This is a genomic window from Agromyces sp. NBRC 114283, from assembly GCF_030268405.1.
GTDB lineage: Bacteria > Actinomycetota > Actinomycetes > Actinomycetales > Microbacteriaceae > Agromyces > Agromyces mediolanus.
The window spans coordinates 3,850,984-3,871,880 of sequence record NZ_BSQP01000001.1; the positions used below are offsets into that span (position 1 = coordinate 3,850,984).

The following is a 20,897-nucleotide window of genomic DNA, read 5'->3' on the forward strand; positions in this document are numbered from 1 at the left end:
GCTCGGTGATGCAGGCGGATGGTGCGGGTCAGGGCGCCGCCGTCACGGCCCGCGGCGCGGTGCGCAGCCAGGCGGTGGCGTCGGCGGCGAGCCGCCCCTCGTCGAGCGGGGCGCTCGCGAGGACGATCGACTCGTGCGGCGGCAGCTCGATCGGAGCCGTGCCGAGGTTCGTGATGCTGAGGAATCCGTCGCCGCGGCGGAAGGCGATCGCTTCGAGACCTGCGTCGACCCAGTCGAGCGCGCCGGAGCGCAGCGCGGGTTCCGCACGACGGATGCCGAGGGCTCGGCGGTAGAGCGAGAGCATGGAGGCGGGGTCGGCCTCCTGCGCCTCCACGGTGAGGCCGGACCAGTCGGCCGGCTGCGGCAGCCACGGGGCCGCCGCGGCGCTCGCGGGGCTGAAGCCGTACGGCTCCGCGAGCCCGCGCCAGGGCAGCGGCACCCGGCAGCCGTCGCGGCCGGGGTCGATGCCGCCGGAGCGGAAGTGCATGGGGTCCTGCAGCACCGCGACGGGCAGCTCGGCCTCGGGCAGGCCGAGCTCGTCGCCCTGGTAGAGGTAGAGCGAACCGGGCAGCGCGGCGGTGAGGAGTGCGGCGGCGCGGGCGCGGCGGGTGCCGAGGGCGAGGTCGCTCGGCGTGCCGAAGCGCTTCTTGCGGAAGGCGAAGCCCGAGTCCTCGCGGCCGTAGCGGGTGACCGGGCGGGTGATGTCGTGGTTCGAGAGCACCCAGGTGCTCGGGGCGCCGACGGGGGCGTGCACCCGCAGCATGAGCTCGATCGAGGCGCGCAGCTCGGCGGCGCTCCACGGCCGGGTCATGAAGTCGAAGTTGAAGGCCGTGTGCATCTCGTCGGGGCGGAGGTAGGCCGCGAAGCGCTGGGCGTCGGGCAGCCAGATCTCGCCGACGAGCACGCGGGGGTCGTCGTAGCTCTCGGCGATGCGCCGCCAGGAGCGGTAGAGCTCGTGCAGCTCGTCGCGGTCGATGTGCGGGTGCTCGCCGGGGCCGGGCTCGGCGGGGTAGTCGGGCAGCTCGGGGTGCTTCATGAGCTGGGCGGCGGAGTCGATGCGGACGCCCGCGACACCACGGTCGAACCAGAACCGGAGGATCTCCTCGTGCTCGCGCCGCACGTCGGGGTGGTTCCAGTTGAGGTCGGGCTGCTCGGCCGTGAAGAGGTGCAGGTACCAGTCGCCGGGCGTGCCGTCGGGGTTCGTGGTGCGGGTCCACGGCTCGCCCGTGAACTCCGACACCCAGTCGTTCGGCTTCTCCGCACCGTTCTCGCCGCGGCCCGGGCGGAACCAGAACCGCTCGCGCTCGGGGCTGCCCGGCCCGGCGGCGAGGGCCTCCTGGAACCAGGGGTGCTCGTGCGAGACGTGATTCGGGACGATGTCGATGATGGTGCGGATGCCTCGCGCCGCGGCGTCCTCGATGAGCTGCTCGGCGTCGGCGAGGGTGCCGAAGGCGGGGTGGATGTCGCGGTAGTCGGCGACGTCGTAGCCGCCGTCTGCGAGCGGCGAGGGGTACCAGGGGGTGAACCAGAGCGCGTCGACGCCGAGTTCGGCGAGGTAGTCGAGCCGGCTGCGGACGCCCTGCAGGTCGCCGATGCCATCGCCGTTCGAATCGGCGAAGCTGCGCACGTACACCTGGTAGATGACGGCGCTGCGCCACCAGTCGGCGTCGCCCGCGGGGGCGCCGGGGCCGGCCGTGGTGGCGGTGAGTGGCATGGTCACGCGGTGGTGCTCCTCGTCGTTCGGCGCGCCGTCGCGTCCGTGACGACGGCGTCTTGCCGGTCAACGTAATGAGAGCAACAGGATGATGCAACTATTCAACAAATCAACAAAATGTTTCGACGGCTTGCGTGGAATTGCGTCAGCGGCTTGCGGCTGGAGCGCAAGCGGCATCCACCCCCTCAGAACCCGACTTGCCCGACTTTCATGAAAGTCGGGCAAGTCGAGAGCGGGAAGCAGGGTTGCCCGACTTTCATGAAAGTCGGGCAAGTCTGAACTCAGACGGGCGCGGGGGCGGGGGCGGGGCCCGTCGAGCCGCGGACGACGAGCTCGGGCGCGAAGAGCACCTCGTCCCCGAGGGCGCGCTCGCTCGTCATCTGCCGCAGCAGCAGCTCGATGACCATCTTGCCCATCGCCTCGATCGGCTGCCGCACGGTCGTGAGTGGCGGCTCGGTGCAGTTCATCAGCGCCGAGTCGTCGTAGCCGATGACCGAAACGTCCTCCGGCACGCGCAGGCCCGCCCGACGCACGGCGCGCACGGCACCGAGCGCCATCGGGTCGCTCGCGCAGACGATCGCCGTGACACCGGCCCGCAGCAGCTTCGCGGCGGCCGCCTGCCCCGACTCGAGCGAGTACAGCGAGTGCACCACGAGCTCGTCGTCGAGGGCGAGGCCGTGCCGCTCCGCCATCCGCCTGGCCGCGGCCAGCTTGCGCCTGGACGGCACGTGATCGCGGGGCCCGAGCAGGATGCCGATGCGCCGGTGCCCGAGCTGCACGAGGTGCCCGTAGCCCTGCTCGATCGACATGGCGTCGTCGCACGACACGGTCGCGAAGCCGAGACCGTCGACCGGGGCGTTCAGCAGCACCGTGGGCAGCTTGAGCTCGACGAGGCGTTCGTAGTGCTCGTGCGAGGCATCCCCCTGCGAGTACGCGCCGCCGGCGAAGACGACCCCCGAGACCTGCTGGTGCAGCAGCAGCTCGACGTAGTCCGACTCGGAGACGCCGCCCGCGCTCTGGATGCAGAGCACGGGGGTGAAGCCGTTCTGCGCGAGGCCGCCGCCGATCGACTCGGCGAGCGCGGGGAAGATCGGGTTCTGCAGCTCGGGCATGACGAGCCCGACAAGGCGGGCTCGCTCGCCGCGGAGCTTCGTCGGCCGTTCATAGCCCAGCACGTCGAGCGCCGTCAGCACGGCATCGCGCGTGGAGGCGGACACCCCGGGCTTGCCGTTCAGCACCCGGCTCACCGTGGCCTCGCTCACGCCGACCTTGCGTGCGACATCCGCCAGTCGTCTCGACATGCGAGCAATGGTATGCGAAGTCCGCGCAAGAACTCGACGATCGGACACCCCGGGCGGCGGGCCACCGTCCCGCGTAGGCTTGGCACATGGGCAAACTGGTCTACGGCGCATCGTTGCGCGAGTTCGACATCGACGACCGGACGCTCGCCCACCTGCGGGTCGCCATCCTGAACAAGCTGCGACGCTCGGAGTCGTTCGCGTTCACCTGGGAGCACGGCGTCGACCGCGGGTCGGGTCGCACGACGGTCTGGCTGAACGAGTCCATCCCGGTGCAGTTCGTCTTCAGCGGCAATCGGCCGCCGAAGCTGAACCGGCTGTGGGTGGAGCAGCTGCTGCTCTCGGCGAACAGCGCGGGCGGGTTGCAGCACGTCCTCGAACCCGACGAGACCGAGCCGTTCGACGCCGAGTAGCCTCCGGCCGGACTGCGCTCAGTCGACGGCCTCGATCTGGGTGCGCACGTAGTCGCGCTCGTGCGCCTCGAGCCGCACCGGCGGTTCGGCATCCGGCCGGCCGCTGCGCGCCGCGATGACGACGATCTCGGCGATCGCCTCCTCGTCAAGCTCGGCCTCGAGGTCGCGGAGCACGCGGTGCTTCGCCTCGATCGAGAGGTGCGGCCACCAGCGCTCGATCTCGATCCGCGCCGCGGTCTCGTCGGCCTGCCGGAGTTTCTCGTCGCGCTCGCTCATTTCGGCGCCTCCTCGTCGTCGTCGTCGCTGTGCTCGATCTCCTGCACGTCGACGCCGACCCGCACCGGCTGGTCGGGATCGGTCGGGATCGGCCCGGTGTCGAGGTACTCGGGCAGGAACTCGATGCCCCCGGTGCTGTTCGCCGAGCGCATCAGCTCCTCGATCCAGCGCATGCTGAGGTCGGGCCGCTCGGGCTCGTCGAAGACGAAGCGCAGCGGGATGGACGGATGCATCCACAGGGTGCTGCGCCCGCGCGGCTGCTCGTCGGTGTGCCGCCAGGAGAAGGTGAAGCTCTCGTTGCGGCGCAGTTTCGTCGTGATCGCCACCTTCAGGTGGGTGAGTGCGCGATCCTCGATGCCGATCGGGGTACCGGAGTCGCCGTAGTACAGCGTGCCCATGCGGCCGATGCTACGCCCACCCGGGCGCGGCCGCGAGGCCGGCGAGGGGTGTCAACCCCCTGCCGGGCCGGCTGCGCGCGATCTAGCGTCGCAGGCATCGAGGAAAGGAGCACGCCATGCCCGGACGACGGAACGCCTCACTGAAGGACCCGGAGCTGTACGAGAAGCTCCGTGACGACGGTGCCTCCAAGGAGAAGGCCGCGCGCGTCTCGAACGCGGCGGCGAAGCAGGGGCGCAGCGCGATCGGCCGCAAGGGCGGATCGCACGGCGACTACGAGGACTGGACGGTTCCCGAGCTGAAGAAGCGCGCCAAGGAGCTGGGCCTCTCGGGGTACAGCGACAAGCGCAAGTCCGAGCTCATCTCCGCCCTGCGGAACCACTGACGCGGGATCGCGCCCCGGCTCAGCCGCCCTCCCGGCGCACGCCGGCCGGGTCGAGGTCGGGTCGGAGGCCGCGCCAGCGCGCGTGCCGCACGACGCCCGTGCGGGTCCACGAGCCGAACTCGATCTCGCCGACGAGTTCAGGACGCAGCCACACGGCGTCGGCGGCGTCCGCCGCGGGCACCTCGACGAACGGCGAGGTCTCGCGCTCCAGCTCGCGGAAGCGGGCCAGGAGCCGGTCGAGTTCGCGCTCGCGGAAGCCGCTGCCGACCCGGCCGACGTACTCGAGCCCGCGCTCGCCGGGCAGCCCGAGCAGCAGTGAGCGGATCCGGCCGGTGCGCGTGCCGACGCCGCGCCGGTAGCCGCCGATGACGACCTCTTGGGTGCGCGCGAGCTTCAGCTTCAGCCAGTCGTCGCTGCGCTCTCCCGCACGGTACGGCGAGTCCCGCCGCTTCGCCATGACCCCTTCGAGGCCGAGCCGTTCGGCCTCGGCGAGGGCGGTCTCGACCGAGCCCTCGGCGGGTCCCGGCACCTCGACGGGCGCGCCGGTGCCCGGTCGGAGCAGCCGCTCCAGCCGCTCGCGGCGGTGCCGGTACGGCTCGTCGACCGTCGGCGAGCCGGCGACTTCGAGTACGTCGAAGAGCAGCAGCCGCACCGGGATGCGCGGCGCCGTCTTCGCGATCTCGCGCGGGTCGGCGAGGTTCATCCGGTGCTGCAGCAGGCCGAAGTCGGGGCGGCCGTCCTCGTCGAGCGCGACGATCTCGCCGTCGACGACGGCGTCGGCCCGGAGCGCCGAGGCGAGCCCGGCGAGCTCGGGGTAGACGTCGGTCACGTCGCGCCCGGTGCGGCTCGCGAGCCGGCTCGCGCCGTCCTCGACGCGGGCGAGCACGCGGATGCCGTCCCACTTCCACTCGAGCGCCCGGTCGTCGCCCGCGAGGCCGGGCGCGCCCGCGACGGCGAGCATGGGGGCGTAGGGGATGCGCGGCGGGCGTCCGGCGGCCCCGCGCGGCGCGGGCGCGGCGAGGGGCGCCGCGGATGCCTCGGGCGGAGGCGGGACCGCGGATGCCTCGGACGCCGCTGCGGGGCCCGCGTGCCGCTGCCCGGCGCGCTGCTCCTTCATGCGGTGCAGCAGCCAGCTGCTCTTTTCGCCCTCCCCGTCGGTGCGGATGAGCGCGAGCCGCACCCGCCCGAGCGGCCCGCCGACGCGGCCCTCGAGGGTGAAGATCAGTTCGTCGTCACGCCACTTCTCGAGCTCGTACTCACCGGTGTCCCAGACCGTCATGCGGCCCGCACCGTACTCCCCGGCCGGGATGGTGCCCTCGAAGTCGAGGTACTCGAGCGGATGGTCCTCGGTCTGCACGGCGAGGTGGTTCACGCCGGTCGTCTCGGGCACGCCCTTGGGCACCGCCCAGCTGCGCAGCACCCCGTCGCGTTCGAGTCGCAGGTCGAAGTGCAGCCGTCTGGCGTGGTGCTCCTGGATCGTGAAGCGGCGGCCCGAGGCATCCGTCGCGCCCGAGGCATCCGCACCCGCCGCCTCGATGCGCTCGCGCGGGCCCGGGATCGGCTCGGGCGTCGCGCCGACCGTGCGCTTGGCGCGGTACGCGTCGAGCGCGTCGCCGCCGGGCGCCGCGCGACCGAGCTGCGCCATCGGGTCGCCGCCCGCGGCGACCCGGGCGAGCACCTCGTGGAACTCCAGCTGGCCGAAGCCCGGTTCGTCGAGCTCGGCCCACTCCCGGGGCGCCGCGACGGAGGGGCGCAGCCGCCCGCGCAGGGAGTAGGGCGCGATCGTCGTCTTCTTGCCGTTGTTCTGGCTCCAGTCGATGAGCACCTTGCCCGTGCGCAGCGCCTTGCGCATGCTCGACACGATGAGTTCGGGGTGGTCGGCCTCGAGGGCGCGCGCCAGCTCGTGGGCGACGTCCGAGACCTGCTCGGAGCTCTGCGAGCCGTCGAGCCCGGCGTAGAGGTGCAGCCCCTTGCTGCCGCTCGTGACGGGCACCGCCTCGAGGCCCATGCCGCCGATGAGGTCGCGCACCAGCCGCGCCACCTCCGCGCACTCGGCGAGGCCGACGCCCTCCCCCGGGTCGAAGTCGAAGACCATCCGGTCGGGGTTCGCGGCCGAGCCGTCGGGTGCGAAGCGCCACTGCGGCACGTGCAGCTCGAGCGCGGCCTGCTGCGCCATCCAGACGAGGCTCGCCCGGTCGCCCGCGATCGGGTAGGTCTTGGGCCCGTCGGAGTGCTGGATGACCCCGCGGCGCAGCCACTCCGGCGCGTGCTCGGCGAGGTTCTTCTCGAAGAACGGGGTCTCGGGATGCTCGGCGGTGCCGACGCCGTGCACCCAGCGCTTGCGGGTGACCGGGCGTCCGGCGACGTGCGGCACCATGACGGCGGCGATCTCGGCGTAGTACGAGATCACCTCGCCCTTCGTCGTGCCCGTCTCGGGGTACATGACCTTGTCGACGTTCGTCAGCCGCAGCCGTCGACCGTCGACCTCGACGAGCTGGCGCTCCGCATCCGCCATGCCCCCATCCTGCCCGCTCGCGCACCGGGGAGGCGAGGGCTTGCGCAAGGGGGTTCCGGTGCGGCACCCCTGGGTGTTCACTGGGGGTATGCGAGCCGTCTGGAAAGGGGCGGTCACGTTCGGCCTCGTGAACGTGCCCGTGAAGCTGTACAGCGCGACCGAGGACCACGACGTGAGCCTGCACCAGGTGCACGACGAGGACGGCGGCCGCATCAGGTACCAGCGCAAGTGCGAGGTCTGCGGCAAGGTCGTGGCCTACCAGGACATCGACAAGGCGTACGACGACGGCGAGCGCACCGTCGTGATCACCGACGCCGACCTGAAGGCGCTGCCCGCCGAGCGCAGCCGCGAGATCGAGGTCGTCGAGTTCGTGCCGAGCGAGCAGATCGATCCGATCATGTTCGACCGCTCGTACTATCTCGAACCCGATTCGGCGTCGAGCAAGGCGTACGTGCTGCTGCGCGAGACCCTCGAGTCCACCGACCGCACCGCGATCGTGCGCCTCGCGCTGCGGCAGAAGACCCGCCTGGCGGCGCTGCGCGTGCACGACGAGGTGCTCGTCGTGCAGACCCTGCTCTGGTCGGACGAGGTGCGCGAGGCCGCCTTCCCCGCGCTCGACGAGAAGGTGAAGATCAGCGACAAGGAGCTCGCGCTCTCGAAGCAGCTCGTCGAGAGCCTCGTGTCCGACTTCGATCCGACGCAGTACGTCGACGAGTACCAGCAGGAGCTGCGCACCCTCATCGAGGCGAAGCTCGAGCAGGGCGACGCGCTCGACACCGCGGCCACCTTCGGCGAGGAGCCGGAGGAGGAGGGCGCCGAGGTCATCGACCTGATGGAGGCGCTGCGCCGCTCGATCTCCGCCAAGCGCGGCGGCGGCAGTGCGGATGCCTCGGACGACGCGGATGCCTCTCCGGAGAAGTCGACCGGGAAGAAGCCCGCCACGAAGAAGACCGCGCCCAAGAAGGCCGCCCCCGAGAAGGCCACGGCGAAGAAGCCGGCGGCCAAGAAGAAGGCGGCCTCCTAACCCGCGGTATCGCCGGCGCGTCGCCGCTACGCCGCGACCTCCCAGCTGGGCCGGGGCACCGAGTCCACGAGCAGCCGGGTGTAGGGGTGCTCCGGCTCTCGCAGCAACTGGTCGCTCGGGCCCTGCTCGACGATCTCGCCGCGGCGCATGACGACGGCGCGCTCGCACACCCGGCGCACGACCCCGAGGTCGTGGCTGATGAAGAGCACCGTGAGGCCTCGTTCCTCCCGGAGCCGCGCGACGAGGTCGAGCACCTGCGCCTGCACCGAGACGTCGAGCGCGCTCGTCGCCTCGTCCATGACGAGGAGATCGGGCTCGATGGCGAGCGCCCGGGCGATCGCGACCCGCTGGCGCTGCCCGCCCGAGAGGGTCTTGGGTCGCGCGGTGAGGTGGCGCTCGCCGAGCCCCACCGCCTCGAGCAGCTCGAGGGCCCGCGCCTCGGCGGCGGCGCGGTCGAGGCCGCCGTGCAGCCGCAGCACGTCCTGGATGGCGCGTCCCGCCGGGATGCGCGGATCGAGCGAGAGGTAGGGATCCTGGAACACCATCTGCACGCTCTTCGCGTGCGCGAGCCGCTCTGCGCGGCCGTGCGGCGCGGCGCCCCGCTCGCGGCCCGCGACGCGCACCTCGCCGCGATCGGCGGCCTCGAGGCCGACGATCAGCCGGGCCAGCGTCGACTTGCCCGAGCCGGACTCGCCGACCACGCCGAGCGAGCCGCCCCGCGGGATCTCGAGCTCCGCCTCGACGACGGCGTGCACCGGGGGCCGTCCGCGCAGCTGGTACTGCTTGTCGAGTCCGCGCACCTCGAGCATCGGGCCGGCGAGGGCCGAGGCATCCATGCGCCCCGAGGCATCCGCCCGCGACGAGGCATCCGGTTCGATGCCGCCGTCCAGGCTGCGCACCGCGATGCTCGGCGTCGCCTCGATGAGCCGCCGCGTGTAGTCCGCCTCGGGCGCCGTGAAGACGCGGCGGGCGTCGCCCGACTCCTCGATGCGGCCGCGGCTCATCACGACGACCCGGTCGCAGAGCGAGGCCGCGAGGTTCAGGTCGTGGGTGATGAAGAGCATGCCCATGCCGCGCCGCTCGCGGAGCTCCACGAGCACACGCACGATCTCCGCCTGCGTCGTGACGTCGAGCGCGGTCGTCGGCTCGTCGCAGATCAGCAGCTTCGGCGAGCTCGTGAGCGCGCCGGCGATCATCACGCGTTGCAGCATGCCGCCCGAGAACTCGTGCGGGTACTGGTCGAAGTGCTCCTCGGGGCGCGGCAGCTGCACGTCGGCGAGGAGCTCGATCGCCCGCGCCCGCGCCTCGGCGGCGGACTTGCCCTCGCAGCGGCGCAGCGTCTCGGTCAGGTGGTCGCCGATGGTGCGCATCGGGTTGATGCCGGCACGCGGGTCCTGGAAGATCATGGCGGCCGCATGGCGGCGGAGGTCGAGGATGTCGCGGGCGGGCGCGCCGATCACCTCGCGCCCGTCGAGCCGCACCCGACCGCCGAGGCGGGAGCGCTCGGGCACGAGGCCGAGCACGGTGCGCGCGGTCAGCGACTTGCCCGAGCCGGACTCGCCAACCAGCCCGACGGTCTCGCCGGGCGCGACCGACAGCGAGATGCCGTCGAGCAGACGGGTGCCGTCGTGCAGTTCGAGCGTGAGCCCGTCGATGTCGAGCAGCTGGCTCATGCCGGCACCCCTCCTCCGATGCGGTCGGAGAGCTCTTCTCCGATGATGTTCACGGCCACGACGACGAGCACCACGGCGACGGCCGGCACGATCGCGGGCAGGAAGTAGCCGCCCGCGACGCCGGACTGCGCCTCGTTGATCATCGCGCCCCAGTCGGGCGTCGGCGGTTGCACGCCGAGACCGAGGAAGGAGAGCCCGGCGAGTTCCGCGAGCACGTAGCCGAAGTTCAGCGTCGACTGCGCGCCGACGATCGGCGTGACGTTCGGGAGCACCCGGCGGAACGCGATCCACGCGCCGCCGAAGCCCTGCACCCGGTACGCCGCGACGTACGGCCGGGTGCGTTCGGCCTTGACGAGGGCGCGGGTCAGCCGGGCCACGAAGGGGGCGTAGGCGATGCTCATCGCGATCACTGGCGCCACGAGGCCCTTGCCGAAGAGCGCGACCGCCATGATCGCGAGCAGCAGCGAGGGGAAGGCGAACAGCACGTCGAAGACGCGGCCCAGCACGGCATCGATCCAGCCGCCGCGCCAGCCGGCGAGCAGGCCGAGCAGCATGCCGATGATCGTCGAGCCGATGACGACGAGGAGCGGCCCGAGCAGCGCGGTCCGCGCGCCGTAGACGAGTCGGCTCAGCAGGTCGCGGCCGAGGCCGTCGGTGCCGAGCCAGTGCGCGGCGCTCGGCCCGGCGTTCACGGCGGTGAAGTCGACCGCGTCGGGCGGGTACGGCGCGACGAACGGGGCGAAGACGGCGGCGAGCGTCATCACCGCGACGACGCCGCAGGCGATCGCGAAGACGAGGCTCGTGCGGTGGGCGCGGGGCGCGCGCAGCACCTTCACGGCGAGGGTGGGGGTCGGGGTCGTCATCTGGCACTGGCTCCTGCGGCGGATCGGGGGTCGATCCAGGGTTCGGCGAGGTCGACGATCGCGTTCACGACGACGAAGGCGGTCACGACGAGCATCACGATCGCCTGCACGACCGGGAAGTCGAGGCGGTCGACCGACTGCACGAGCAGCGAGCCGATGCCGGCGAGCCCGAAGGCCGCCTCGACGATCGTGGAGGCGACGAGGAGGCCGGCCACGAGCACGCCGCTGACGGTGAGGATCGGGCCGAGCGCGTTGCGGAACACGTGCCGGCGGATCACGGTGGCCCGCTTCAGGCCGCGGCTGGTGGCCACCTCGACGTGCTCGCGGCCGAGCTGCTCGACCATCGAGGAGCGGGTGACCTTGCCGACGAGCACGACGAACACGATCGCGAGCGCGATCGACGGCAGCACGAGGTGGGAGACCATGTCGCCGAAGCCCTGGCCGGAGCCGAAGGTCGGGAACCAGCCGAGCTGCACGGCGAAGATCGCGATCAGCACGATCGAGCCGACGAACGAGGGGATGGCGCTCAGCACCGTCAGCCCGATGAGCGTCAGCCGGTCGAGCGGACGGCCCTTGTTCAGCGCCGCCACGACGCCGGCGGAGAGGCCGACGATCGCGATCAGGAGGCCCGACATGACGACGAGCATGAGCGTGACGGGCAGGCGCTCGCCGATCACCGTCGAGACGTCCTGGCGGTACTGCAGCGAGCGGCCGAAGTCGCCCGTGAGCGCGCCGCCCAGCCAGTTCAGATACTGCTGCCAGGGCGGCAGGTCGAGGCCGTACTGGGCGGTGACCTGCGCGACCGCCTCGGGACTCGGCTTGCGGCCGCGGAGCAGGAAGCTCACCGGGTCGCCCGGCACGAGGAAGCGCGAGAAGAACACCAGCAGGGAGGCGAGGAAGAGGGTGAGCGCGAGTCCGCCGAGCTTGCCGGCGACCCGGCGCACGCCGGCGGCCGACCACCGCCCGCGGCGGGGCGCGTCGGCCGCCGCCTCGCGGGCGGCGACCGAGACGGTGCGACTATCGAGCGCCAATGGTGGCCGCCCAGGGGTAGTAGAGGAACGCGATCGATGGCGCGACGCCGGTGATCCGCTCGCCGACGAAGACCGGCATCGGACCGGCGAAGAGGGGCAGCCAGGGCAGCTCCTCGTTCGCGATGTGCTGCAGCCGGCTCGTGAGCTTCGCCCGCTCCTCCGGGTCCATGGTGCCGACCGCCTGCGTCGCGAGCTCGTCGAACTCGGGGTTCGACCAGTTGCCGTAGTTGCTGAACTCGCCGGTGCGGAGCACGCCGTACATCTCCAGCGGGTCGGGGCTCGAGAGGTACCAGACCGTGTAGAAGAGGTCGACGCCCTCACGAGCGCTCGGGTCGGAGAAGAGCGCCGTGTACGCGTTCGGCGTGACCGTCTTGATCTCGGCCTCGAGGCCGATCGACTGCGCCGCGGCGGCCGTCGCCTGCGAGACGACGGTGAAGTCGTTGCCGATCGGCGCGGTCGCGAAGACGATCTTCTGCCCGGCGACCCCGGCCTCCTCGACGAGCGCCTTGGCCTGCTCGAGGTCGTTCGGGTACTCCTCGAGTCCCGAGAACGCCTCGTCGCGGGTGGCCTCGGACGCGCCGCCCCAGACCGACTCCTGCGTCAGGGCGTTCGACACCTCGCCGTAGCCCTTCGCCGCAGCATCCAGGATGCCCTGCCGGTCGAGCGCGAACATGAGCGCCTTGCGCACCCGCAGGTCGCCGAGCGGCCCGTCGAGGTTCGAGACGATGAGGTTCGACGTCGCGGTGCTGAGCCCGAAGTACACGTCGCCCGCGCCCGAGGCCTGCAGCTGCGGGATGCCGTCGACGGGAAGCATCCAGCTGCCGTCGACATCGCCCGACTTCAGCGCGTTGACGCGGGCGGTGGCGTCGTTCATGAAGACGAAGCGCACCTCGCCCGACTTCGCCCGGAGCGACTCGTCCCAGTAGTCGTCGAAGCGGGTGAGCGTGATCGACTCGCCCGACTTCCACTCGCTGAGCTCGAACGGCCCGGTGCAGTTCACGAGACCGGTCGAGTTGCCGTAGTCGGTGCCGTCGGCCGCGAGGGTCGCCGCCGACTCGATCACGCCGGCCGAGCCGCCCAGCCCGAGGTTGAACTGGGAGTCGGGGATCGTCGTGGTCACCGTCACCTGGCGGTCGCCGGTCTGCTCGATGCTCGCGACGTTCTGGTAGACGGAGTACCAGGAGGAACCGACGGCCGGGTCGAGGTGGCGGCTCATCGAGGCGACCACGTCGGCCGCGGTGAGCGGCGTGCCGTCGTGGAAGCTGACGCCCTCGCGGATCGTGTAGACCCAGGTGGTCGGGCTCGTCTGCTCGTACGCCTCGGCGAGGCCCGGGCTCAGCGTGTAGTCGGGGTTCAGCCGCAGCAGCGACTCGCAGACGTTCGAGAGCACCATGTTGTCGGCGTAGTCGAACGCGTAGGCGTAGTCGAGCGAGTACGGCTCGGCGTAGTTCGCCCAGGTGAACGAGTCGATGTCGCCGGACGGGGCCGGCGTCTCGGCGGTCAGCTCCCAGTCGGGGGCCGCGGTGGGGGCGTCGGATGCCGGCGTGCAGGCGCTGAGCGCGAGCGCGGCGGCCGCGGCGCCGGCGGTGAGCGCGACGATGCGCCGGCCGGTGCGGGGTCGGAGGACTGGCATTGGGGGGCTCCTCTGGGTACTGGTGGGTGGACGGATGCAGCGGTGCTGGTGCGTGCGGTGCCGGTGTGCGCGGCTCAGCCCGCGTCGGGGGCGGCGTACACGCGCTCGCCCTCGATCCAGGTCGAGCGCACGGCGGCGCGGTGGAGCTCCTCGGGCGCGAGCCCGAAGGGGTCGGGCGCGACGACCACGAGGTTCGCGAGGTACCCCTCGCGCACGTGCCCGGTGTCGTGGTCGCGGTGGTTCACGTAGGCGCTGCCGGAGGTGTACGCGGCGAACGCCGTCTCGAGCGCGAGCCGCTGGTGGGCACCGCCGAGCGGCTCGGCGTCCAGACCGGGGGCCACCCGGGTGACCGCGATGTGGATAGCGGCGAGCGGGTCGGCGGTGGAGACCGGCCAGTCGCTGCCGGCCGCGAGCCGGGCGCCGTCGCGGACGAGGTCGCCGAAGGGGTACTGCCTGGCCTCTGCGCCCTCCTGCAAGAAGGGCAGGGTGAGTTCGTCGATCTGGTCCTCGTGGGTGGCCCAGAGCATCTGCAGATTCGCGACGGCGTCGAGCTCGGCGAAGCGCGCGGTGTCGGCCTCGTCGACGATCTGCAGGTGGGCGAGGTGGTGGCGGCCGTCGCTCGGGCCGTTGGCCGCCCGGGCCGCGGCGACGGCGTCGAGCGCCTCGCGCACCGCGCGGTCGCCGAGGGCGTGGAAGTGCACCTGCACCCCCTCCGCGTCGAGCCGTTCGACCGCCGCGCGGAGCAGCTCGGGGTCGATGAAGGAGAGCCCGCGGTTCTCGGTGTCGTGGCCGTGGTGATCGCGGTAGGGGGCGAGCATCGCGGCGGTCTGGTTCTCGGCGACGCCGTCGACCATCATCTTCACGGTGGCGAGGGAGAGCCGCTCCTCCCGGCCGAGCGCCGCGATCTCGTCGCGGAGGGCGAGGAGCCCGTCGACCTGCTCGAGGCCGGCGTCGCGCCGCCACCACTGCGCGCCGACGACGTGCACCTTGAGCTCGCCGGCGTCGAGGGCGCGGCGGTAGGCGGCGACGGGGTCATGCACGCCGCCGCCCTGGCCGACCATGGCGTCCTGCCAGCCGGTGATGCCGAGCGCGAGCAGCTCCTCCTGGGCGCGAAGCAGGCCGCGGTACGCGAGGGCGTCGCTCGTGGCGGGCCGCACCTCGGCGAAGAGCTCCATGGCGCCCTCGTGGAAGGTGCCGGCGGGCCATCCGTCGGCCTCTCGCTCGATCCGGCCGTCGACGGGGTCGGGGGTGGAGGCGTCGAGGCCCGCGGCGCGGATGGCGGCGGTGCTCGCCCAGGCGCTGTGGTGGTCGCGGCTCATGAGCAGCACGGGACGGTCGCCGACGACGGCGTCGAGAAGGCCGCGGGTGGGTGCCCCGCCCGGATAGTGGTCCATCGACCAGCCGCCGCCGAGGATCCACGGCTCCTCGGGGTTCGCCGCGGCGTACGCGGCGACGAGCGCGACGGCCTCCTCGGCGTTCGCGCCGGAGCTGAGCTCGCACTGCAGCAGCTCGATGCCGCCGCCGACCGGGTGGATGTGCGCGTCCTGGAAGCCGGGTGCGAGCAGCGCGCCCTCGAGCTCGACGACGCGGGTGCCCGGCCCGCGGAGGGCGTCGGCGTCGGCGTCTGGCACGACCGCGGTGATGCGGCCGCCGGCCACGGCGACCGTGTGGCCTCGGAGCGGGGATCCGGTTCCGGTGAACACGGACCCGCCGGTGAACAGGACGTCGGCAGTCACGTCGCCTCGCTTCCTCATCGAACGGACGAGGCGAGCGTACTCAGAGCCCATCACCGCTGTCAACACTGTTGACAGCGGTGATGCGGGACTTGCTACGCTTCCCGAGCCGCTGCACCGCCCCGGCGTGGCAGCATGGAGGCGACGCGGAGCGAAGGAGCGCCATGACGACAGCCACCGAGACCACGGCTGGCGCGAGCGCGCGCGGCAAGGCCAGGCTCGACCACGACTCGATCGTGGCCGCCGGCCTGGAGCTCGCCGCGGAGACCCGGGCGACCACCCTTTCGGTGCGGGAGCTCGGCGCCCGGTTGGGCGCCGATCCGACGGCGATCTACCGGCACTTCCGCAACAAGGAGGCGCTCATGCAGGCGCTGCTCGACGAGCTCAACGCGCGCTCGGTCGCGGCGGTGCGCGCGCCGCTCGACGACTGGCGCGGGCGCATCCGCCAGCTCGGCGACGCCACGCTCGAGCTCTTCTGCGCCCACCCGGCCGTCGCCGCCGAAGCGGTCGTGCTCACGACGCACGGCCGCGGCGAGCTCGACGCGATCGAGCTCATGCTCGATGCCTTCGCGCGCGCCGGCCTCGCCGAGGAGGAGCTCGTGCGCCACTACGCCCTGCTCGCCTCGCACGTGCTCTCGACCGCGGCCGGCATCGCACGCAGTCGCAGCGAACGCGGGGCCAACGAGGACGGCACGAGCCCCTGGTTCGACGGGCCGATCCTCGCGGACGCCCGCAGTCACCCCCGCGTCGTCGAGTACGGCACGCGCCTCGTCGAGCTCGAGGACCGCGAACTGTTCCAGCTCGGCATGGACGTCATCATCGCTTCGGCCGAGCGCGCCGCCGCCGCGCGCTGAGCCCGTGCCCGCAGCCGGGCGGGGCGCCTCGCGGCATCCGGCCCGCGTGCCGGAGACGACGGAGCGCGCGGCACCCGGGGAGGGATGCCGCGCGCTCGTGCGTCGGTGCGCCTGCCGTCAGGCGGCGCAGGCCGTGTTGACCTCGTTCGCAGCGGTCTGAATGGCCGTCTGCTGGGCGGCGAGCGCCTCCGGGTCCTGGGTGCCGTCGGCCGGGATGGTCGCGGCGTAGTCCGCCGCGTCGCCGAGCGCGGCCTTCAGCCCCTCGAGCGCGTCCTCCACCTTGGTGTCGTCGCCGGCCTGCTCGTCGAGCGCGTCGACCCGGTCCTCGAGGCCCTCGAGGTAGGTCTTCGTCTCGGCAGCGTCGGTCGCGGTCGCGAGCGTGTTCTGCGCGCCGTTCGACACGTTGCGGACCTCGCTGCGGATCGTGTCGCAGCCGTCCTTCGCGGACGTCGAAGCGGCGTCGCCCGAACCGGACGTGGCGCAGCCCGAGAGCAGCAGAGCACCCGCGAACACGAGTGCCGTCGTCGTCATGAATCGTTGCATTGTGTGCAACCTCCCCTGTTCTGTTGTGACCACGGGAGTCTACGCCGGAGCGGGGACACCGCCTCACCAGCCCCGGGTGCGGGGCTGCCCTCGCGGCGCGTCAGGCGGTCGCGAGCCCGATCCAGAGCGCGACGGCACCGAGCAGCGGCGGCCCCAGCTGGATGAGCGCAGCGCGCGCCTTCGACGGGCTCGACAGCAGCAGCACGAGACCCGCGCCGACCATCATGCCCGCGCCGGCGAAGACGAGCGTGGCGCCCACGTTGCCCGCGCCGGCCGCGAACGCGACGATGCCGGCGAACACGGCGAGCGCGAGGAACAGGTTGTAGAAGCCCTGGTTGAACGCGAGGGCGCGGGTGAGCTGCGCCTCCTCGTCGCTGCGGATGCCGAAGGTGGCGCGGGCGCGCGGGCCGGTCCAGACGAGCGACTCGAGCACCCAGATGTAGACGTGGATCAGCCCGCCGAGGCCGGCGAGCACGAGCCCGGCGACGATCACGCGGCGGCCCTCGCCTCGCGGCGCAGGTGCAGCAGCGGGAACGGGCGACCCTCGCCGTCGAGCTCGGAACGGCCGACCTCGACGAAGCCGCGCGCGAGGTAGAAGCCGCGCGCCACGGGGTTCTGCTCATTGACGTCGACCCGCAGCTCGCCCCCGTCGGCGCCGACGTCTTCGAGCAGCCTGGTGCCGACGCCCTGCCCGTGCACAGCCGGGTCGACGAAGAGCATGTGGATCTCGCCGTCGTCGTGCGAGATGAAGCCGACGACCTCGCCCTCGGCGTCGCCGCCGCCGTCGACCGCGACACGCAGGTCGCCGAGCTGCGGCAGATAGCCGGCGACGACCTCCTCGTACCAGTCGATGTCGGCCGGCGCGAGGAAGTGGTGGGTCGCCTCGACGCTCGCGCGCCACAGCTCGAGCAGGCGCGGGTGGTCGCTCGGCGCGGCCGATCGGATCGTGAGTGCCATGCAAGCACGATACGCGACGCCTCCGACGCGAGTCGTCACTCAACCGCCGAGGCCGTCGCCCGCGAGCAGCCGCTCCAGCACCGAGCCCGGCGGCACCTCGTCGTACTTGTAGCTGAGCTTCTGCAGCGGGGCGACGTCGAGGATACGGCGCACGGTCGTCGCGCGCCAGGGCTGCATCATCTCGAGCTGCAGCAGGTGCGCGGAGGTCGCCGAGAGCGAGGGCACGGCATTCCACTGGCCTCGGGCCTCCGGGACGAGCGCCTGGATCACCTCGAAGACGCGGTGGTAGAGGAAATAGTCGGGCAGCTCGTCCGTCGACTCCCACCAGGCGTCGAGGGCGAGCCGTTGCAGGGTGAGCACCACGGCGCCGGGCTGCGCCGCGATGAACCAGTTCGCGATCTGACGCTTCGCCCAGCGCGGGAACACCACCCCGGCGCGGAGCAGCCGGTGCAGCTCCGGGTCGAGCGGCCGGTCGACCCAGGCCGTGGCATCCGCCCAGATGCCGCCGTGCTCGGCGAGCACCCTGGTGCGCACGTAGTCCGAGAAGTGGGCGGGACGCGCCTCCTCCAGCACGGTCGCGACGCGCTCGGGGATCTCGACGAGCTCGCGCGCGGACGCCCCGTCGAGCACCAGGACGTGCGGGTAGGCGCGGTACAGCTGGGCGATGCAGGCCTGCACGAGGGGCGGTGCCTCGGCGACCGGCCGGTTCCAGAACGTGAAGACGCGGTCGGACGGCACCGGACGCGCGGCGAAGGCGCGGGCCGAGCGCCGCGCCCGCCAGCTCGCGAACAGCGGAGGCGACTCGGGCAGCCCGGCTGCGAGCCGCAGCTCGCCCAGCCGCGGCTGCAGCAGCTGCACGAGGCGCAGCGAGGTTCGCAGCGAGGCCGCCAGATCGATCGTGTCCTCGAAGCGCGCCGATCGTTCGAGCTGGGCGCGCAGGCCCGCCATCACCCGGTCGAGCTCGGGGATGCCGCCGGCGCCGGTCATGCTCGAGCGCTCAGCCCCGCGACGCCGGGGCCTCCGCACCCGCGACCGTCGCGGCGATCGGGGTCGCCCGCCCGCGGATGAAGATCAGCAGCAGGAAGCCGCCGACGATCAGCAGGATCGTCGCCGGCCCGGTCAGCGCGAGCAGCGGGCTCTCCGACGCGGCGCCGCCGGTCTTGTCGACGCCGCCCGTCGCGAGGAAGGTGGTCGGGTCGGTGAGGCCGTGCAGCACCATCGCCCAGATCAGGCTGCCCGTCACGCGCATCGTCAGGTACATCAGGATGCCGAAGGCGAAGGTGTAGAGGAGGGTGAAACCGACCGCCGCGACGCCCTGGCCGGTGAGGATGTTCACCGAGTGCATGAGGGCGAAGAACAGCGCCGACACCGCGGCGACGGCCCACTCGGCATGCCCCGCCTTGCGCATCAGCGTCACGACGAGGCCGCGGGTGACGAGCTCCTCCGAGAAGCCGATGAAGAGGCCGGCGACGAACGTCATCACGATGACGCCCACCGAGTAGGCGCCGTAGTCGGTGCCGAAGAGGCGCAGCACGATCGGGATGAGCACGAGCACCGGCGCGAACCACATCCACCAGCGGCCGCGCACGGGCTGCCGGCCGAACAGCGGCTTCAGCCAGCCGAGCGACCAGGCGAAGACGAGCAGCACGATCGAGCCGAGGACGACCGGCAGGGCGAGCCCGGCGAACACGCTCGCCGGGCTCGCGAAGAGGTTCTCCTCCATCAGCGGCCGGGTGAGCGGGAGCAGCACGATCGGCAGCAGCTGGTAGACGCCGAGATAGACCACGACGACGATGAGGGCCTTCCACCAGCCGCCCCGGTTCCAGAAGGCGCGCCAGCCGCGCTCGCGGGTCTCGGGGACGGGTGCGTCGGCGAGGGGGGCGTCGGTCACAAAAGGTCCTCTCGGCAGGGTCCCCGATCGCCTCGCGCGGGTGGCGCGACGGGCCGAGGTCAGTTCAGAAGGTAGCGGAGCGGATGGCCCGCGCGGAAGCACCGCGCGAGACGATCGCGATCATGATCGCGGTCGCGGCCGGCGGGGATGGCGCATGTCGGCGGGCCCCGCTACCGTCGCGCTATGACCTCGACGGCACTCACCGCTCTCGCCGAGCGCTTCGGCGACCGACTCGTCCTCCCCGGCGACCCCGTGTACGACGAGGCGCGCGCGCCGTGGAACCGGGCGGTCGAGCAGCGCCCCGCCGCGGTGGCGAGCCCGCGCGACGTCGACGAGCTCCGCGCTCTCCTCGAGGCGGCGCGCGCCGACGGCCTCCAGCTGGCGGTGCAGCCGGGCGGGCACGGCGCCTCGGGCTCGCTCGAGGGGGCCGTGCTCGTGCGCACCGCGCACTTCGACACCGTCGAGGTCGACGTCGAGCGCCGGGTGGCGCGCGTCGGCGCGGGCGTCGGCTGGGGCCGCGTGCTCGCCGCGCTCGAGGGCACCGGACTCGTCGCCCTCTCGGGGTCCAACCGGGTCGTGCACACGGTGCCGTTCCTGCTCGCGGGCGGGCACTCCTGGTTCAGCCGCGCGCACGGGCAGGGCTCCGCCTCGCTCATCGCCGTCGAGCTGCTCACCGCCGATGGCGAGCACCGCTGGGTGCGCGACGCCGACGACCCCGAGCTGCTGTGGAGTCTCCGCGGCGCGGGCGGCGCCGCGGGCGTCGTCACCGCGGTCGAGCTCGAGCTGTACCCCGCACGCGAGCTCGTCGGCGGGCGGCTCGCCTTCGACGGCGCCGACCTCGCACCCGTGCTCCAGGCCGCGCTCGCGGCGCAGGCGACGGCCCCGCGCGAGATCGCGCTGCACGCCGGAGCGATGCGGCTGCCCGACGTCGAGGCGGTGCCCGCCGAACTGCGGGGTCGCACGATCGTCACCGTGCAGGCCGTGTCGACCGACGGCGCCGAGGCGCTCGAGGCGGTGCTCGCCCCGGTGCGGGCCGCCGGCACCGTGCAGCTCGACACGATCGCCCCGATCGGCATCGAGCAGCTCGCGGTCGTGGCCGACGAACCGACCGAGCCGAGCGCGGGCTACGGCTGGGGCCGCTTCGCCGACCTCGACGCGGCCGGCCTCGACGCCCTGCTCGAGACCTGGCAATCGCCCGTGGGGCAGGCCGTCATGCTCATCGAGTTCCGCGGGCTCGGCGGGGCGCTCGCCGAGGCGCCAGAGCGTCCGGCCATCGCCGGGGCCGTGCCGTACACGCACGTCGTGAGCGCCCGTGCGGTCGCCGTTCCCGGTATCGAGCCGGCTGTGCAGGCGGGGTTCGCCGCCATCGCGGCGGCGCTCGGCGAGCGAGTCGTCGAGCGCACCTTCGCGACGTTCCTCGAGGGCGAGCCGAGCTATCTCGGCGCCTACGACCGGGCCGACGTCGAGCGCGCCGACGCGGTTCGCCGCCGCCTCGACCCTGAGGGCCGCTTCCGCGGCAACCGCGTCTTCGCCTGAGCCGCCGCCCCCTCCCCACGGGTGCCCCGCCTGCCCCGGCGCCCACCCAACCCTTCCGGGGCCCCGCCTCCACGGCAAGACGGCAAAATCTGTGGGTGCGCGAGCTTCCTAACCCGCAAATACTGACGTCGCGCCATCCCGCTCCGGCCCGCCACCGGCCCA

20 protein-coding genes are annotated in these 20,897 nt (G+C 72.8%); 5 read left to right on the plus strand and 15 right to left on the minus strand.

From position 1 onward, the window contains the following. Positions 1-28: 28 nt before the first annotated feature. The gene (locus tag QSJ60_RS18540; protein WP_285465376.1) at positions 29-1,714 is read right to left on the minus strand and encodes a glycoside hydrolase family 13 protein; all 1,686 of its coding nucleotides are present in this window, start codon (positions 1,712-1,714) and stop codon (positions 29-31) included. A gap of 281 nt (positions 1,715-1,995) precedes the next feature. Continuing rightward, positions 1,996-3,015, minus strand: a complete 1,020-nt coding sequence (locus QSJ60_RS18545; RefSeq protein ID WP_285465150.1) for a LacI family DNA-binding transcriptional regulator — start codon at positions 3,013-3,015, stop codon at positions 1,996-1,998. A gap of 86 nt (positions 3,016-3,101) precedes the next feature. Here QSJ60_RS18545 and QSJ60_RS18550 point away from each other — a divergent pair, with 86 nt between their 5' ends. Continuing rightward, the gene (locus QSJ60_RS18550) at positions 3,102-3,425 is read left to right on the plus strand and encodes a DUF7882 family protein (protein WP_189085430.1); all 324 of its coding nucleotides are present in this window, start codon (positions 3,102-3,104) and stop codon (positions 3,423-3,425) included. 18 nt (positions 3,426-3,443) lie between these two features. Here the strand turns inward: QSJ60_RS18550 and QSJ60_RS18555 are convergent, their stop codons facing one another. Beyond that, positions 3,444-3,701, minus strand: coding sequence for a hypothetical protein (locus QSJ60_RS18555; protein WP_285465152.1), 258 nt, complete (start codon positions 3,699-3,701; stop codon positions 3,444-3,446). Further along, on the minus strand, positions 3,698-4,099 hold the full coding sequence (locus QSJ60_RS18560; RefSeq protein WP_285465154.1) for a DUF7882 family protein: 402 nt from the start codon (positions 4,097-4,099) through the stop codon (positions 3,698-3,700). The genes QSJ60_RS18555 and QSJ60_RS18560 overlap by 4 nt, the downstream gene beginning before the upstream one ends. A 116-nt stretch (positions 4,100-4,215) precedes the next feature. On the opposite strand from QSJ60_RS18560, the gene QSJ60_RS18565 reads away from it, so the two are divergent. Next, positions 4,216-4,482: a DUF7218 family protein gene (locus tag QSJ60_RS18565; protein WP_230765816.1), complete on the plus strand. Its 267-nt coding sequence runs from the start codon at positions 4,216-4,218 to the stop codon at positions 4,480-4,482. A 19-nt stretch (positions 4,483-4,501) separates the two neighbouring features. Here the strand turns inward: QSJ60_RS18565 and QSJ60_RS18570 are convergent, their stop codons facing one another. After that, positions 4,502-6,997: an ATP-dependent DNA ligase gene (locus QSJ60_RS18570; RefSeq protein WP_285465156.1), complete on the minus strand. Its 2,496-nt coding sequence runs from the start codon at positions 6,995-6,997 to the stop codon at positions 4,502-4,504. An 88-nt stretch (positions 6,998-7,085) separates the two neighbouring features. On the opposite strand from QSJ60_RS18570, the gene ku reads away from it, so the two are divergent. Next, positions 7,086-8,021 carry a non-homologous end joining protein Ku gene (gene ku / locus QSJ60_RS18575; RefSeq protein WP_230765812.1) on the plus strand — a complete coding sequence of 312 codons (936 nt, stop codon included), beginning with the start codon at positions 7,086-7,088 and terminating at the stop codon, positions 8,019-8,021. A gap of 26 nt (positions 8,022-8,047) precedes the next feature. Here the strand turns inward: ku and QSJ60_RS18580 are convergent, their stop codons facing one another. The 5 genes from QSJ60_RS18580 to QSJ60_RS18600 all read right to left on the minus strand — a co-directional run bounded on the left by QSJ60_RS18580 (position 8,048) and on the right by QSJ60_RS18600 (position 14,957). Further along, a complete protein-coding gene (locus tag QSJ60_RS18580) occupies positions 8,048-9,694 on the minus strand; it encodes a dipeptide ABC transporter ATP-binding protein (RefSeq protein WP_285465159.1) in 1,647 nt (548 codons plus the stop codon). After that, on the minus strand, positions 9,691-10,557 hold the full coding sequence (locus tag QSJ60_RS18585) for an ABC transporter permease (RefSeq protein WP_189085424.1): 867 nt from the start codon (positions 10,555-10,557) through the stop codon (positions 9,691-9,693). The genes QSJ60_RS18580 and QSJ60_RS18585 overlap by 4 nt, the downstream gene beginning before the upstream one ends. Continuing rightward, positions 10,554-11,588: an ABC transporter permease gene (locus QSJ60_RS18590; protein ID WP_502871398.1), complete on the minus strand. Its 1,035-nt coding sequence runs from the start codon at positions 11,586-11,588 to the stop codon at positions 10,554-10,556. The genes QSJ60_RS18585 and QSJ60_RS18590 overlap by 4 nt, the downstream gene beginning before the upstream one ends. Continuing rightward, positions 11,575-13,221 (minus strand): ABC transporter substrate-binding protein, encoded by a 1,647-nt coding sequence (locus QSJ60_RS18595; RefSeq protein ID WP_285465161.1) that lies wholly within the window; start codon positions 13,219-13,221, stop codon positions 11,575-11,577. Before QSJ60_RS18595 ends, QSJ60_RS18590 begins: the two co-directional genes overlap by 14 nt. Before the next feature lie 74 nt (positions 13,222-13,295). After that, complete coding sequence (locus QSJ60_RS18600) at positions 13,296-14,957, minus strand: amidohydrolase (protein ID WP_285465163.1); 1,662 nt, start codon at positions 14,955-14,957, stop codon at positions 13,296-13,298. A gap of 161 nt (positions 14,958-15,118) precedes the next feature. Between QSJ60_RS18600 and QSJ60_RS18605 the strand changes: the two genes are divergently transcribed. Then, positions 15,119-15,808 (plus strand): TetR/AcrR family transcriptional regulator, encoded by a 690-nt coding sequence (locus QSJ60_RS18605; protein WP_230765803.1) that lies wholly within the window; start codon positions 15,119-15,121, stop codon positions 15,806-15,808. A gap of 117 nt (positions 15,809-15,925) precedes the next feature. Here QSJ60_RS18605 and QSJ60_RS18610 read toward each other — a convergent pair whose 3' ends face one another. From QSJ60_RS18610 to QSJ60_RS18630, 5 genes are all read right to left on the minus strand, one after another. Further along, a complete protein-coding gene (locus tag QSJ60_RS18610; protein WP_189085420.1) occupies positions 15,926-16,339 on the minus strand; it encodes a hypothetical protein in 414 nt (137 codons plus the stop codon). A gap of 112 nt (positions 16,340-16,451) precedes the next feature. Then, positions 16,452-16,844, minus strand: coding sequence for a DUF1304 domain-containing protein (locus QSJ60_RS18615; protein ID WP_285465165.1), 393 nt, complete (start codon positions 16,842-16,844; stop codon positions 16,452-16,454). Beyond that, the gene (locus tag QSJ60_RS18620) at positions 16,841-17,308 is read right to left on the minus strand and encodes a GNAT family N-acetyltransferase (RefSeq protein ID WP_285465166.1); all 468 of its coding nucleotides are present in this window, start codon (positions 17,306-17,308) and stop codon (positions 16,841-16,843) included. Before QSJ60_RS18620 ends, QSJ60_RS18615 begins: the two co-directional genes overlap by 4 nt. 39 nt (positions 17,309-17,347) lie before the next feature. Beyond that, positions 17,348-18,295 carry a capsular polysaccharide synthesis protein gene (locus QSJ60_RS18625; protein ID WP_285465168.1) on the minus strand — a complete coding sequence of 316 codons (948 nt, stop codon included), beginning with the start codon at positions 18,293-18,295 and terminating at the stop codon, positions 17,348-17,350. A 10-nt stretch (positions 18,296-18,305) separates the two neighbouring features. After that, positions 18,306-19,199 carry a CPBP family intramembrane glutamic endopeptidase gene (locus QSJ60_RS18630; RefSeq protein WP_285465169.1) on the minus strand — a complete coding sequence of 298 codons (894 nt, stop codon included), beginning with the start codon at positions 19,197-19,199 and terminating at the stop codon, positions 18,306-18,308. Positions 19,200-19,382: 183 nt separating this feature from the next. On the opposite strand from QSJ60_RS18630, the gene QSJ60_RS18635 reads away from it, so the two are divergent. Further along, a complete protein-coding gene (locus QSJ60_RS18635; RefSeq protein ID WP_285465171.1) occupies positions 19,383-20,735 on the plus strand; it encodes an FAD-binding oxidoreductase in 1,353 nt (450 codons plus the stop codon). The last annotated feature ends 162 nt before the right edge of the window (positions 20,736-20,897 follow it).

What these genes read in the sequence shown, in the direction of transcription:
- QSJ60_RS18540 (WP_285465376.1), bottom strand. Translation starts at nt 1,714, where the DNA reads ATGCCACTCACCGCCACCACGGCCGGCCCCGGCGCCCCCGCGGGCGAC.
- QSJ60_RS18545 (WP_285465150.1), bottom strand. Translation starts at nt 3,015, where the DNA reads ATGTCGAGACGACTGGCGGATGTCGCACGCAAGGTCGGCGTGAGCGAG.
- QSJ60_RS18550 (WP_189085430.1), top strand. Translation starts at nt 3,102, where the DNA reads ATGGGCAAACTGGTCTACGGCGCATCGTTGCGCGAGTTCGACATCGAC.
- QSJ60_RS18555 (WP_285465152.1), bottom strand. Translation starts at nt 3,701, where the DNA reads ATGAGCGAGCGCGACGAGAAACTCCGGCAGGCCGACGAGACCGCGGCG.
- QSJ60_RS18560 (WP_285465154.1), bottom strand. Translation starts at nt 4,099, where the DNA reads ATGGGCACGCTGTACTACGGCGACTCCGGTACCCCGATCGGCATCGAG.
- QSJ60_RS18565 (WP_230765816.1), top strand. Translation starts at nt 4,216, where the DNA reads ATGCCCGGACGACGGAACGCCTCACTGAAGGACCCGGAGCTGTACGAG.
- QSJ60_RS18570 (WP_285465156.1), bottom strand. Translation starts at nt 6,997, where the DNA reads ATGGCGGATGCGGAGCGCCAGCTCGTCGAGGTCGACGGTCGACGGCTG.
- ku (WP_230765812.1), top strand. Translation starts at nt 7,086, where the DNA reads ATGCGAGCCGTCTGGAAAGGGGCGGTCACGTTCGGCCTCGTGAACGTG.
- QSJ60_RS18580 (WP_285465159.1), bottom strand. Translation starts at nt 9,694, where the DNA reads ATGAGCCAGCTGCTCGACATCGACGGGCTCACGCTCGAACTGCACGAC.
- QSJ60_RS18585 (WP_189085424.1), bottom strand. Translation starts at nt 10,557, where the DNA reads ATGACGACCCCGACCCCCACCCTCGCCGTGAAGGTGCTGCGCGCGCCC.
- QSJ60_RS18595 (WP_285465161.1), bottom strand. Translation starts at nt 13,221, where the DNA reads ATGCCAGTCCTCCGACCCCGCACCGGCCGGCGCATCGTCGCGCTCACC.
- QSJ60_RS18605 (WP_230765803.1), top strand. Translation starts at nt 15,119, where the DNA reads ATGACGACAGCCACCGAGACCACGGCTGGCGCGAGCGCGCGCGGCAAG.
- QSJ60_RS18610 (WP_189085420.1), bottom strand. Translation starts at nt 16,339, where the DNA reads ATGACGACGACGGCACTCGTGTTCGCGGGTGCTCTGCTGCTCTCGGGC.
- QSJ60_RS18620 (WP_285465166.1), bottom strand. Translation starts at nt 17,308, where the DNA reads ATGGCACTCACGATCCGATCGGCCGCGCCGAGCGACCACCCGCGCCTG.
- QSJ60_RS18625 (WP_285465168.1), bottom strand. Translation starts at nt 18,295, where the DNA reads ATGACCGGCGCCGGCGGCATCCCCGAGCTCGACCGGGTGATGGCGGGC.
- QSJ60_RS18635 (WP_285465171.1), top strand. Translation starts at nt 19,383, where the DNA reads ATGACCTCGACGGCACTCACCGCTCTCGCCGAGCGCTTCGGCGACCGA.